The sequence below is a fragment of the Verticiella alkaliphila genome (assembly GCF_018904615.1).
GTDB classification, from domain to species: Bacteria; Pseudomonadota; Gammaproteobacteria; order Burkholderiales; family Burkholderiaceae_B; genus Verticiella; species Verticiella alkaliphila.
This window is the reverse complement of record NZ_JADCNH010000001.1, coordinates 1-12,303: the sequence shown is the minus strand read 5'-3', so window position 1 is coordinate 12,303 and position 12,303 is coordinate 1. Positions and strand designations below refer to the sequence as shown.

14 protein-coding genes and 1 pseudogene are annotated in these 12,303 nt (G+C 66.9%); 9 read left to right on the top strand and 6 right to left on the bottom strand.

The features are described 5' to 3' along the window. The first annotated feature begins 30 nt into the window (after positions 1 to 30). The 3 genes and pseudogenes from IMZ29_RS00075 to IMZ29_RS00065 all read left to right on the top strand — a co-directional run. Positions 31 to 291 (top strand): hypothetical protein, encoded by a 261-nt coding sequence (locus IMZ29_RS00075; protein ID WP_216178975.1) that lies wholly within the window; start codon positions 31 to 33, stop codon positions 289 to 291. Between the two features lie 33 nt (positions 292 to 324). Further along, on the top strand, positions 325 to 738 hold the full coding sequence (locus tag IMZ29_RS00070; RefSeq protein ID WP_216178973.1) for a TonB C-terminal domain-containing protein: 414 nt from the start codon (positions 325 to 327) through the stop codon (positions 736 to 738). 115 nt (positions 739 to 853) lie between these two features. Continuing rightward, a pseudogene (locus tag IMZ29_RS00065) lies at positions 854 to 2,134 on the top strand (malic enzyme-like NAD(P)-binding protein); the annotation flags it as partial. Positions 2,135 to 2,161: 27 nt separating this feature from the next. Here IMZ29_RS00065 and IMZ29_RS00060 read toward each other — a convergent pair. Continuing rightward, the gene (locus tag IMZ29_RS00060; protein ID WP_216178968.1) at positions 2,162 to 2,359 is read right to left on the bottom strand and encodes a hypothetical protein; all 198 of its coding nucleotides are present in this window, start codon (positions 2,357 to 2,359) and stop codon (positions 2,162 to 2,164) included. Positions 2,360 to 2,437: 78 nt separating this feature from the next. Between IMZ29_RS00060 and IMZ29_RS00055 the strand changes: the two genes are divergently transcribed. Next, on the top strand, positions 2,438 to 3,025 hold the full coding sequence (locus tag IMZ29_RS00055; protein WP_216178961.1) for an NUDIX domain-containing protein: 588 nt from the start codon (positions 2,438 to 2,440) through the stop codon (positions 3,023 to 3,025). A gap of 60 nt (positions 3,026 to 3,085) precedes the next feature. Here the strand turns inward: IMZ29_RS00055 and IMZ29_RS00050 are convergent, their stop codons facing one another. Next, complete coding sequence (locus IMZ29_RS00050; RefSeq protein ID WP_216178959.1) at positions 3,086 to 4,264, bottom strand: aminotransferase-like domain-containing protein; 1,179 nt, start codon at positions 4,262 to 4,264, stop codon at positions 3,086 to 3,088. 161 nt (positions 4,265 to 4,425) lie between these two features. On the opposite strand from IMZ29_RS00050, the gene IMZ29_RS00045 reads away from it, so the two are divergent. The 3 genes from IMZ29_RS00045 to dtd all read left to right on the top strand — a co-directional run bounded on the left by IMZ29_RS00045 (position 4,426) and on the right by dtd (position 7,792). Further along, the gene (locus IMZ29_RS00045) at positions 4,426 to 5,013 is read left to right on the top strand and encodes a class I SAM-dependent methyltransferase (protein ID WP_216178957.1); all 588 of its coding nucleotides are present in this window, start codon (positions 4,426 to 4,428) and stop codon (positions 5,011 to 5,013) included. Positions 5,014 to 5,173: 160 nt separating this feature from the next. Then, a complete protein-coding gene (locus IMZ29_RS00040) occupies positions 5,174 to 7,219 on the top strand; it encodes a hybrid sensor histidine kinase/response regulator (protein WP_216178955.1) in 2,046 nt (681 codons plus the stop codon). A gap of 111 nt (positions 7,220 to 7,330) precedes the next feature. After that, positions 7,331 to 7,792, top strand: a complete 462-nt coding sequence (dtd, locus tag IMZ29_RS00035) for a D-aminoacyl-tRNA deacylase (protein WP_216178952.1) — start codon at positions 7,331 to 7,333, stop codon at positions 7,790 to 7,792. Positions 7,793 to 7,863: 71 nt separating this feature from the next. On the opposite strand, the gene IMZ29_RS00030 is transcribed toward dtd, so the two are convergent. Both IMZ29_RS00030 and IMZ29_RS00025 read right to left on the bottom strand, forming a co-directional pair. Further along, positions 7,864 to 8,226, bottom strand: coding sequence for a DUF1428 domain-containing protein (locus IMZ29_RS00030; RefSeq protein ID WP_216178950.1), 363 nt, complete (start codon positions 8,224 to 8,226; stop codon positions 7,864 to 7,866). A 22-nt stretch (positions 8,227 to 8,248) separates the two neighbouring features. Further along, complete coding sequence (locus IMZ29_RS00025) at positions 8,249 to 8,677, bottom strand: VOC family protein (RefSeq protein WP_216178948.1); 429 nt, start codon at positions 8,675 to 8,677, stop codon at positions 8,249 to 8,251. A gap of 90 nt (positions 8,678 to 8,767) precedes the next feature. On the opposite strand from IMZ29_RS00025, the gene IMZ29_RS00020 reads away from it, so the two are divergent. Then, a complete protein-coding gene (locus tag IMZ29_RS00020) occupies positions 8,768 to 9,445 on the top strand; it encodes a TetR/AcrR family transcriptional regulator (RefSeq protein WP_216178946.1) in 678 nt (225 codons plus the stop codon). An 18-nt stretch (positions 9,446 to 9,463) separates the two neighbouring features. Here IMZ29_RS00020 and IMZ29_RS00015 read toward each other — a convergent pair whose 3' ends face one another. Further along, the gene (locus tag IMZ29_RS00015; RefSeq protein WP_216178944.1) at positions 9,464 to 9,643 is read right to left on the bottom strand and encodes a DUF3008 family protein; all 180 of its coding nucleotides are present in this window, start codon (positions 9,641 to 9,643) and stop codon (positions 9,464 to 9,466) included. A gap of 112 nt (positions 9,644 to 9,755) precedes the next feature. On the opposite strand from IMZ29_RS00015, the gene IMZ29_RS00010 reads away from it, so the two are divergent. Beyond that, on the top strand, positions 9,756 to 10,478 hold the full coding sequence (locus IMZ29_RS00010) for a hypothetical protein (RefSeq protein ID WP_216178942.1): 723 nt from the start codon (positions 9,756 to 9,758) through the stop codon (positions 10,476 to 10,478). 92 nt (positions 10,479 to 10,570) lie between these two features. On the opposite strand, the gene IMZ29_RS00005 is transcribed toward IMZ29_RS00010, so the two are convergent. Continuing rightward, positions 10,571 to 12,303: outer membrane protein assembly factor BamB family protein (locus tag IMZ29_RS00005; RefSeq protein ID WP_216178940.1), on the bottom strand; the 1,733-nt coding region annotated here is incomplete at its 5' end.

Below are 12,303 nucleotides of genomic sequence, written 5' to 3'. Positions count from 1 at the left end.
TGGGCCGGCACACTCTGTTGACCCTCCCGTATGACTGAGATCCTCGACCTGCTGCAATGGCCGGCCATGGCGCTCACGGTAGCCGCCGCCTGGCTGGTCGCATCGTCGCGCAAGCGCAAGCGCAACATCGGCTTCTGGCTGTTCCTCACCAGCAATGTGCTGTGGGTGGCGTGGGGGATCCCCGCATCAGCGTACGCAGTCGTCGTGTTGCAGATCTTTCTCGCAGGCCTGAACCTGCGTGGTCTTTTCAAGACTGACCCCGCCAGAGAGCGCGCGCCGCGCACGGTATGATCCCTGGACCGTGAGCCTTTTGCAGGAGACTCCATGATTCGCTATCCGCACGCGGCCGTCACGGCCGCACTGGTTGCTTGTCTCGCCGCGCCCGCGGTGATGGCGCAGGGCAGCACCACACCGCCACCCTTGAAGCGCAATCCGCAATGCAACGTGCCGTTCCCGAGCGAGGCGTTTCAGAACGCACCCGCGGGTTTCCAGGGCGAGACCCTGGCGCTGCTGTCCTTCACGGTGAAGGGCGAATTCCGCAGTGCGAGGCTGTTGCGCACATCCGGCAACGAAGCACTCGATTCCGCGGCCTTGCGCGCTGCCGTGGGCGCGCGTTGCGAGCCGCTCGGCGACGTGTCCGATCCGCAATTGCAGGATGCCCTGATCGGCATTCCGTACGCGTTTACCTTTGACAAGACGTCCAGCGCCGGCTCCGCGCAGACTATGCCGGTGCGCTGACGATGGGTCAATGCTGCATAGCAACTTGATTGGCTGAGCGCAACCCGGGAAAATACCGGGTTTTGCCGAAGACCGCACCGCGTTGGTGCGGTTTTGCCTGGCGCCGCGAGCCCCCATGACCCAGCGCATTATCGAAGACGCCCTCAATTACCATCGCCTGCCGACTCCCGGCAAAGTATCCGTGGTGCCGACCAAGGCCCTCGACAACCAGAGCGACCTGTCGCTCGCCTATTCGCCGGGCGTGGCCTACGCCAGCGAGGCGATCGCCAACGATCCGCATACCGCTCGACTCTACACCTCGCGTGCGAATCTCGTCGGTGTGATCACCAACGGCACGGCGGTGCTCGGCCTGGGCAACATCGGTGCGCTGGCGGCCAAGCCGGTGATGGAAGGCAAGGCCTGCCTCTTCAAGAAGTTTGCCGGCATCGACGTCTTCGACCTGGAGATGGCCGAATCCGATCCCGATAAGCTCATCGACGCCATCGCCATTCTCGAGCCGACCTTCGGTGGCATCAACCTCGAGGACATCAAGGCGCCCGAGTGCTTCTATATCGAGAAGCGCCTGTCCGAGCGCATGTCCATCCCGGTCTTTCATGACGACCAGCACGGCACGGCCATCGTCGCGTCCGCGGCGATCATGAACGGCCTGTCGCTCGCCGACAAGCGGCTGGCGGACGTGCGCCTGGTGTGCTCGGGCGCGGGTGCCGCGGCCATCGCCTGCCTGGATTTGCTCGTGCGGCTGGGCCTGCGCAAAGAGAACGTGCTGCTCGTGGATTCCAAGGGGGTGGTGTTCGAAGGACGCGATGCCAACATGGAGTTCAACAAGTCGCGCTATGCCACGCGTGACACGGCCCGATCGCTGGCCGACGCCTGCCAGAACGCCGATGTGTTCCTGGGCTGCTCGGCCGCGGGTTTGCTCACGGCGGACATGGTGCAGTCCATGGGCCCGCGCCCGTTGATCCTGGCGCTGGCCAACCCGGAGCCGGAGATCCGACCGGAAGTCGCGCGGGCTGCGCGGGCCGACGCCATCATCGCGACGGGCCGGTCGGACTACCCGAACCAGGTCAACAACGTCCTGTGCTTCCCGTTCCTGTTCCGCGGCGCGCTGGACGCGGGCGCGAGCCGCATCACCGACGAGATGAAGCTTGCCTGCGTGCACGCCATCGCGGGGCTGGCGCGCCGCGAGATCCCGGCCGAGGTTGCCGCAGCCTATCCAGGACGTACCCTGGCATTCGGCGCGGAGTACATCATTCCCACGCCGTTCGATCCGCGCCTGATCGTCGAAGTGGCCTCGGCCGTCGCTCTGGCCGCTGCCGATTCCGAGGTGGCCCGCCATCCGGTCGCCGATATCGACGCCTATCGTGAAGCGCTCGGCGCCGGGCACTTCACGGTGGGCACGCTGGCCTGAGCCAGGGCCGGCATCTCATTCGAGGACGTCGTCCTCGTCTTCCGGCGCGCGGGCCCTGACGGCGGCCCGCGCCGTCGCGTGCGTCGAGTCGTCACCAAAGCGTGTGGCGGCGTCGCCGTGTTCGCGGGCTGCTTCCGCGTCCCAGCGTTGTGTCCAGAAGAAGAGTCGGCGCTGGGCGGCGGAGCGCAGATGCCCGGTGAAGGGGTGTCGCATGCGGTCCTCCGGCAAGGTGCAGCGTCTGTCGCGCGGGGTGCGCTACAGTCACGCTTTCCCATTCTTGCACGTTCCGCCATGCTGACTCGCCCGGACGATGACAACCACTTGCGCGAGACGACCTTGACGTCGGAATCGCTTTTTCGCGGCAACTTCCTCGATGTGCGGCGCGACACGGTGCGCTTGCCCGACGGCGGCACCGCCTCGCGCGAGTATGTCGTGCATCCGGGGGCGGTCGTCGTCGTCCCCCTGCTCGATGATGCCCGTCTCGTGCTCGAGCGGCAGTACCGCCATCCCGTGGGCGAGGTGATGTGGGAATTTCCAGCGGGCAAGCTCGATGCGGGCGAGGATCCGCTCGTGTGCGGACAGCGCGAGCTGCTCGAAGAAACCGGCTACGAGGCCCGTGAATGGGCGTACGCGGGGCGCATGCACCTCGCGATCGGTTACTCGACCGAGATCATCCACATGTACTTCGCGCGCGGCCTCACGAAGGGCGAACGCCGGCTGGACGCGGGCGAATTCCTCGATGTGCACGTCGAATCCGTCGACGCCCTGCTTGCGGGTTGCCGTGATGGCCGGGTGACCGACGCGAAGACGCTGACGTGCGCGCTGTGGCTGCAGAACGTCGCCCGGGGCGAGTGGCCCCTGGATTGGCAACCGGCTTAGGACAGCGGTAGCGCAGCGACAGACAGCACCGGCGGGATCCGCCGGTGCGTGGCCACAGGATCAGGCGGCGGCGCGGCTGTGCGAAGCAATCAGGCTGCACAGCGTGCGGATGCCGGCCTCGATCTCGGCGGGCGGATTGAGCGAGTAGCTCAGGCGCAGCGTGCGTGCATTGCCCGCCTGGGCATAGAAGGCGGGACCGGGCACGAAGGCCACGTTCGCCTCCAGCGCGCTCGCGAGCAAGGCCTTGCTATCGCATCCTTCGGGCAACTCGGCCCAGATGAACAGCCCGCCTTCTGGCTGCGTCCAGTGCATGCCGGCCGGTGCGTAGCCACCGAGCGCGGTGAGCATGGCGTCACGACGTTCGCGGTACACCGCGCATGCACGCACCAGCTGTGCATCGAACCCGGCCAGTGCCACGCGGTGCATGGCCATCTGGTTGAGCGTGGCTGTATGCAGATCCACGCCTTGCTTGAGCAGCACCAGCCGATCGATCACGAGTCGAGGCGCGCAGATCCAGCCCACCCGCAGACCGGGCGCGAGCGTCTTGGAGAACGTGCCGCAATACAGCGTGCGGGCGGCGTCGATGCCGCCGTGACGGGCGCAATCGAGTGCGAGCAGCGAGGGCAGGGGTTCGCCCTCGAAGCGCAGGTCCACATAGGCGGCATCCTCGAGCACGACGGCGTTGGCTGCCTGGGCTGCATCGAGCGCGGCCTCGCGTTGGGCCAGGGTGAGGGTTTCGCCACTCGGATTGGCGAAATCCGGCACCAGGTACAAGGCCTTGGTCTCGGCCGGCAGCGCCGCGCCCTGCCATTCGACGAGCGTGGGCTCATACGCTCGAAAGCACTGCAGCGCACCGAGGTAGGTCGGGCGCGCAACGGCCAGCGTGTCGGCGGGGTCGAGCAGCAGCTTGCCGATGAGGTCAAGACCTTGCTGCGAGCCGCTCGTGATGAGGATGTGCTCAGGACCGCAAGTCACGCCTTGCGCGCTCATGCGCTCTGCGATCCAGCTGCGCAGCGGGCCGTAGCCCTCGGTGGCTGAGTATTGGAGTGCATTGCCGGCGCCGGCGAGCTCGGCCAGCGCGTGCGCGAAACCCTCGCGGTCGAAGAGATTCGGATCCGGAATGCCGCCGGCGAACGAAATCATGCCAGGGCGTTCAAGGACTTTCAGGAGTTCGCGGATTTCGGAAGCGCGCAGGCGCGTGGCCCGCTCGGAGAGCGCATTGGCAAAGGCGTCGATCATGGGAGAAGGCTGGTGAGGGCGGGTATTGCAACGGTATGTTATCTGGAAATGTCCGGGCACGCATTGCCATCGAATCGACTGCCGCGTTGCAGTATGCTGTGCGCTTGGCCGCCGCGCCCTGCCTCGGGCCGCTGCCGCGGCCACTAACACGAGACGGAGCAATGAGCGCAACCGATATCGTTCCTTTTCTGCGTGCCTGGGTCGCGAACCCCCTGCAAGTGGCCGCGATCGCCCCCTCGGGCAATGCCCTGGCCGAACTCATGACGCGCGACATCAGCGCGACGACCGGGCCCGTCCTGGAGCTCGGCCCTGGCACGGGTGTCTTCACGCGGGCGCTGGTGGGTCGCGGCGTGCGCGAATCGAATCTCATCCTGGTCGAGTCTGGCGCGCGTTTTGCCGGCATGCTTGAAGTCCGTTTTCCCGAATCCCGCGTCTTGCGCATGGATGCCGCACGGCTCGCGCGGGCGCACGTCTGCCGGCGCGGCGAGCTGGGCGCGGTTGTGAGCGGCCTGCCCTTGCTGTCGATGCCCCCGCGCAAGGTGATGGCCATCCTGGCAGGCGTGTTCCCCTACCTGCGCTCCGACGGGGCGATGTACCAGTTCACCTATGGGCCACGCTGTCCGGTCTCGCGCCGGATGCTCGATCGCCTCGGGCTGCGCGCGCAGCGAATGGGCACAGCGCTCATGAACATGCCGCCTGCGACGGTGTATCGCATCACGCGACGCGGACCGCAGCCGATGCATCGTTAGCATGCCTTGAAGGCCGGCGCGTGAGTGCAGTTGCGCAAGGGTCGTAGTCAGGTAACCGCGCCTGTTACGCACAGCTTTCCGGTATGCTCGACAGTTCGGGGGCTCCCCCCACCGGCGCTGCACGAGCCCCGTCACGAACGACCCGCATGAGATGGTGAGAATGGCTGAGCCTGCAGGATGCGCCGTTGCTGACGGCGACATGGCTGTCGCCGCGCGTGCGCATGACTGGTCGCGCACCCCGCTCGGGCCGCGCGAGCACTGGCCGCCTGAGTTGCACCTGGCCGCCAATCTGGTGCTCGCGTGCCGGTTTCCCCAGTGCCTCGTCTGGGGCCCTGCGCTTACCGCCATCCCCAATGCCGGCTACCTTCCCGTCATTGGCTTTGATGCGACGGCGATGGGGCGGTCCTTTCGGACGCTCTGGGAGCCACATTGGGATGTGGTCGGTCCGTACGTGGCCCGCGCTTTCGACGGCGAATCGGCGTTTCATGAGGATTTCCCGCTGGATGTCTGCCGCCAGGGCGTCACCGAGCGCCGCTACTACACCTTCTCCTGCAGTCCCGTCCGTGACGCCGGCGACCGTGTCGTCGGACTGCTCGCGACCGTCGTGGAGACGACGGCGAAGGTGCGGGCCGAGCAGCACATGCGCGAGGTCATGGCCTCGCTCGAAGAGGAGGTTGCTGCGCGCGCGGCCGATCGCAACCGGCTCTGGCAGCTGTGCACCGATCTCATCGTCGTCATGCGCAAGGATGCCGGCATCATGGCGGCCAATCCGGCCTGGGCCGTTCATCTCGGATGGCAGGAGTCAGAACTCGTCGGCCGCAGCTTCACGGAACTCCTCCACCCGAACGACCGCAGCATGACGGTCGATGCCTGCCGTGTGCTCGAGCGTGGCGCCACGGTGCGCGATCTCGAGGCGCGCTTTCGCCATCGTGACGGTGGCTATCGATGGCTTGCCTGGACGGCCGTTCCCGCCGATGGCCTCATCAGCGCGTTCGGGCGCGACATCACCGTCGAGAAGGAGCAGGCCGAGGCGCTGCGCCAGGCCGAGGAGCGTCTTCGGCAAAGCCAGAAAATGGAGGCCGTTGGCCAACTCACGGGCGGGCTCGCCCATGACTTCAACAATCTGCTCACCAGCATTCTGGGGAGCCTGGAGTTGCTGGCCGCGCGTGTCAGAGAGGGGCAGCTTGAACATGGCCAGCGCCACATCCAGGCGGCGCAAGGTGCGGCGCGACGGGCAGCCGCGCTCACGCACCGGCTGCTCGCCTTCTCGCGCCGGCAGACGCTCGATCCGAGGCCGACGGATCTGAACCGGCTGGTCGAGGACATGATCGAGTTGATTGGACGCAGCATGGGGCCGGCCATCGCCTTGCACGTGCAGACAGCGTCGGGTCTGTGGCCGGCCATGGTCGATGCCAATCAGCTCGAGAACTCCTTGCTCAACCTGTGCATCAACGCGAGCGACGCCATGCCCGATGGCGGCCGACTGACGATCGAGACCGCCAACATCCGTCTGGATGCGCAGGCGGCCAAGGCGCGCGAACTGGCGCCGGGGCCTTATGTGTCGCTGGCGGTGATTGACACCGGCGTGGGCATGAGCGACGACGTCATCGAGCATGCCTTCGATCCGTTCTTCACGACCAAGCCAACGGGTCAGGGAACCGGGCTGGGGCTCTCCATGGTGTATGGATTTGCGCGGCAGTCCGGTGGACAGGTGCGTGCCTATTCCGAAGCGGGGCGCGGCACGACGATGTGCCTGTACCTGCCGCGCTACGAGGGCGCGGCGCATGCGAGCGAGCGCGTGCCACCGGCGGCCCTGCCGGCGATGGGTTCGGCAGGCACCGGCCGCGTGCTGGTGATCGACGATGAGCCGTCCGTGCGATCGCTCGTTGCCGAACTCCTGCGCGAACAAGGCCATGTCGTGCGGGAATGCGGCAATGGCGCGGCGGGGCTGGCCCTGCTGCAGTCGGGCGAGCCCGTGGATCTGCTCGTGACTGACGTCGGTTTGCCCGGAGGCATGAACGGCCGCCAGGTGGCCGATGCTGCGCGGGTGTTGCGTCCAGGCCTGCGGGTGCTCTTCATCACCGGGTACGCTGCGAATGCGGTGGTAGGCGACGGCCAGCTGGAGCCTGGCATGCAGGTGCTCACCAAGCCGTTCGAAGTCGATGCCTTGCTGGCCCGCGTGGACAACATGCTGGGCGAGGACTGAGCGGTACGTCCAGACTGACTACGCGTCAGATTGCCAAGCCAGCGGTGACGGCCGCGCCCACGCCCACCTGTCGTGGTCGTATGATGCCGGCTTCAGACAGTCGAGGGCGGCATGATCGGGTTGATGCAACGGGTGCGCGAAGCGCGGGTGAGCGTGGCAGGGGAGGTGACGGGCGAGATCGGGCAGGGGGTGCTTCTGCTCGTGTGTGCGGAGCCCGGGGATGGGCCGGGCGAGATCGACTGGCTCCTGGGCAAGGTGCTGCGCATGCGCATTTTCGCGGATGACGAGGGCCGCATGAATCGCAGTCTGCAGGACATCGGTGGCGGGCTGCTGGTGGTGAGCCAGTTCACGCTGGCAGCCGACGTGGCGCGCGGCAACCGGCCGGGATTCTCGGCGGCAGCACCCCCGGCCGAAGCCAGAGCCAGCTACGACGCGTTCGTTGCAGCGGCGCACGCGGCACATGCCACCGTCGCCACGGGCCGCTTCGCGGCAGACATGCAGGTGTCGTTGATCAACGACGGTCCCGTCACGATTCCGTTGCGCACGCCCAGGCGTGCGCCACCCTCGGACTGACCGGGGCGGGGTCGCGCGGCGCGCGGGCCGATGAGCACATCATCGTGCCCGCCGCCCACGCGGGGGCCAGGTCAGCGGCTCTCGACGATGCTCCGGAAGCCACCCCAGAACATGCGCTTGCCGTCGAACGGCATGTTGTCCGGACCCATGCCGGCGATGCGCGGATCGGCCATCACCTTGGCGTTGATGGCGTCGCGCTCTTCGCGCGAGCGATAGAGAATCCACGCGAAGATCACGGTCTCGTGCGGCTCGAGCATCACGCTCTGGGGAAACGAGGTCAGCTTGCCCGGCTGGACGTCGTCCGCGACACATTCCCAGTATTCCAGCGCGCCGTACTCGCGCCACACCTCGCTCGCCTTGCGGGCGATCTCCTGGTACTCGGCGATCTTGTCCTTGGGCACGGGCAGGACGAATCCATCGACATAGTGCGACATGGCAATGCTCCGAAGAAGGGGGTCAGACGTTGGGCATGATCATGGGGCCGTTGATGAGCCACGGCGTGCCGAAGCGGTCGCGCAGCATGCCGAAGCCCTCTGCCCAGAATGTGGGGCCAAACGGCATCTGCACAGAGCCACCATCGGCCAGAGTGTCGAACGTGCGCCTGGCATCGTCGAGTCCTGGGAAGTTCAACGTCACGCCGACACCCTGAATGCCCTCATACGTATCGCCAGCGGGCACGTCCGAGGCCATCAGGGCGCCATCGGGAAACTTCAGGATCGCGTGCATCACGCGGTCTTGCGTGTCGGCACCCATGTTCGGGCATTGCGCACAGGGTGGGGCGTCCTGGTAGCGCATCACCTGCAGGTCACCACCCAGCACGCGCTGGTAATGCGCCATGGCTTCAGCACATTGACCATCGAAAAAGAGGTAAGTCTCGACGAACATGGCGGTCTCCGGTTGGAATGTCGCATTCCTCGTTGTGTACAGCGTCCACAAACGATAGCATCGTGTTTGTCAGCCGTAAAGCCCGATGTCATGACCGCCGCCTCGCCTGGTTCCTCTCGCTCTGCCAGCCCCTATGCCGCCACGCGCGGCACGTATCGTCATGGCGATCTGCGGCGTGCATTGATCGAGGCGGGCGTGGCTTTGGCCCGCGATGGCGGTCCAACGGCCGTCGTGCTGCGTGAGACCACGCGCCGCGCGGGTGTCGCCCCGAACGCGGCCTATCGGCACTTCAGCAGTCGTGAGGATCTGTTGGCGGCCGTGCGCGCCGAAGCGCTGGCGCGGGCCGCGCGCCACATGGAGGAAGCACGACCCGCACGCACCAATGAGGACGAGGCAGCCTGGGCTCGGGCGGCATTGCGGGCGGTGGGGGCGGGCTATCTGCGATTCGCTCGACAGGAGCCTGGGCTTTTTCGCACGGCCTTTACTGTGCAGTTCGATGTCGTTCGGGATGGCCCGGCGGACCCGGCGACGGCGGGGGACACGGGCCGTAATCCCTTCGAACTCTTGGTCGATGCGCTGGATGCGCTGGAGCGCACGGGGCAACTCGTAGAAGGGCAACGCGCAGGCGCCGAGTTTCTGGCGTGGTCGGCCGTTCACGGCATGGCATTGCTGGCCCTCGACGGGCCGATGCGCGGCTTGCCCACGCCGCAATTGGACGTGCTCGCGGATCGTTTGCTGCGCATGGTGCAGCACGGACTGGCGCCGTGAGCACGGTGCCCGCGGGTCTCACGCGTGGCCTGGCTTGCCTTTGCGGCTCGTGCTGGCCATCTTCTCGAGTTCCTTCTTGTCCATGGATTCGTACATGGATTTCGATGCGCCTTTCAGATTGCCGACTTTCTGATCGCCGCGTTTGGCCGAGAGCGCGGCGCCCGCAGCCATTTGCTGTGCCTTCGATTTCGCTGGCATGGATATCTCCTGGACGGGATGACGGCCCCGCGCGGGATGCGCGGGGTGCCCGCCGTACTAGCGCAACCTGCGTGCCGAGGAATGCCCGGCACGAGCGGGTGGAGGGTTCCGCGTGACCGGCGGCAAGTTCACGGCCGTGCTCCTCGCAGTGCTGCTCTCGGGCTGCGTGGCGCCGGGCCCCCCAGGCGCGCACCTGGGTGCGCCGGGCACCGAGTCGATGAGCGCCGATCAATGGTTGCAGACGGACTTCAATCGAACGGTGACAGTGGCTATGCAGGCCAACCTCTCCAGCCTGTACGCCTTGCTCGACAAACTGTACAAGCGCAATCCCCGGGAATGGCGCAAGTCGGACCGAGCGGATCACGCCGCTGCGACTGCCGCCGTGCGCCAGGCAATCGAGCAGCGCATTCCGCCGGCGGATCTCATTGGCCTGCGCGACATCGAGCTGCTCGCCGTGGCGCTCGATCCGGACTATCGCGGCGATCGCGTGTTCGCGCTCGTCTATGGTCTGGCAGATACGATCATCGCCGCGCACAACGATCGCACACGGGTCTACGCGCTGGACGTGCTCAACGGGGCTCACGTCTACAATGCGGCGCGCAACGTGGAAGCCGCCGCCTGGCTGCTCACCAGCCGGCGTGATGCGAAGGGGGCGCCCCTGCTGCTGGCCAACGAGATGTCGGGCGAGACCGCCAACCTGAGCTTCGAGCGCGAGTTTGGCGCCATCATCGGCCGGCTGGACCTGATCTCCAGCCTGCTGGGTGAGAACTCACGGCGCCTGGGCATCAATTACGCCCAGAATCTGCTGTTCTTTGCTTTCCTGCCTGTGCGTTGAGGACCGGCGGCGCCTGACGGGGGACGGGGTTGGCCGTGACGTCAGGCCAAGAAAAACGGCGCCCGGAGGCGCCGTCGTGAGGCCTGTGTCGATCAATCGATGCGGTAGGCGATCACATAATCACCAGCCTTCGTGCCCAGCGAGCCGTGGCCACCGGCCACGGCGAGCACATATTGCCGGCCGTCCTCGCCCACGTAGGTCATGGGCGTGGCCTGGCCGCCCGCCGGCAGACGCTCCTGCCACAGCGTGTCGCCCGTGGCCACGTCGTACGCGCGGATGTAGTAATCCAGCGTGCTCGTGAGGAAGGCCACACCCGAGGCCGTTACCATCGGGCCGCCCAGGTTGGGCACGCCCATCTTGAAGGGCAGGGGGAGCGGCGAGCTGTCGCGAACGGTGCCATTGCGATGCATCCAGGCGACGTCACCCGTCGTCAGATCCGCGCCGGCCACGAAGCCCCAGGGCGGGGCCTGGCAGGGCAGCCCCAGTGCCGACATGAACGGATGCAGCTTGACGGCAAAGGGTGCACCGAAGTTCTCGTTGAGCGCCGGCAGGCTGTATTCCGGCCGTTCATCACCCTGCACATACAGGCTCGTATCGTCCTCGCGCCGCACCAGTTGCGAGACGAACGCCAGGCGCGTGGGCGTGGCGAACACGATCTGGCGTTGCGGATCGATGGCCACGCCGCCCCAGTTGAACGTGCCGAAATTGCCGGGATAGATCAGCGACCCTTTCTCCGAGGGCGGCGTGTAGCGGCCTTCGTAGCGCAGGCGATGAAACTTGATGCGGCAGGCGAGCTGGTCGAAGATCGTGGCGCCCCACATGTCGGCACCCTGCAGACGGGGCGGATCGAACGAGAGCGCCGAGCGCGGTTGGGTCGGCGCGGTGGTGTCGCCCTCGGCCGCCCCTTGAGGGACCGGCTCTTCATTGACCGGCAACACGGGCTGGCCGCTACGGCGATCCAGTACGAAGAGCTCGCCCTGCTTGGTGGGCTGCACCAGCGCCGGCACGGTCTGTCCATTGATCGTCAGGTCCACGAGCGAGGGCTGCGCGGGCACGTCGTAGTCCCACAGGTCGTGATGCACCGTCTGGTAATGCCAGCGCACGCGGCCAGTCTCGAGATCAAGTGCCACGACCGACGACGAGTACATCTCGGCCGCGGGGGAACGGTTGCCGCCCCATTGGTCCGGTGGCTGGTTGCCCATCGGCACGTACACCAGGCCGAGCGACTCATCGACGCTGGAGATCGACCAGCTGTTGGGCGAATTCTGCAGGTAGGTGCGATCGCCACCAATCGGTGCGGTCTCGTTGGGATTGCCGGAATCCCAGTTCCATACCAGCGCGCCGGTACGCACGTCGTAGCCACGGATCACGCCGGACGGTTCGGTGGTGGACACGTTGTCCAGCACGGTGCCCGCCACGACGAGGCGATCGCGCGAGACGACCACGGGCGACGTGGAGTAGTAGCTGCCCGGGTTCAGATTGGGCATGTTGGCCCACAGGTTGATCTGGCCGGTGCCGTCGCCGAAGTTCGTGCAGATCGCACCGTCGTCGGGGTTCAGTGCGATGACGCGCCCGTCAGCGGTGGGCATGAAGAGCATGGCCGCGCAGGACGGGTTGGTCGGGTGCGCGTCCTCGGCCGCGATGGGCTGACCCGGGTGCGTGAACGGTGTCGGATCGCCGGTCGCAATGGCGCCGGTCCCGGGCGCAGCATTGGTCGGCGCGACGCGGGCGTCGTCCTCGGCCGAGACATTGTCCACGTCGCTGGGTGCGGCAGCCGCGGGCGAGGGCGTGGCCGACGGGGCGGCGGGCGTGCTCCCCTCCGGCG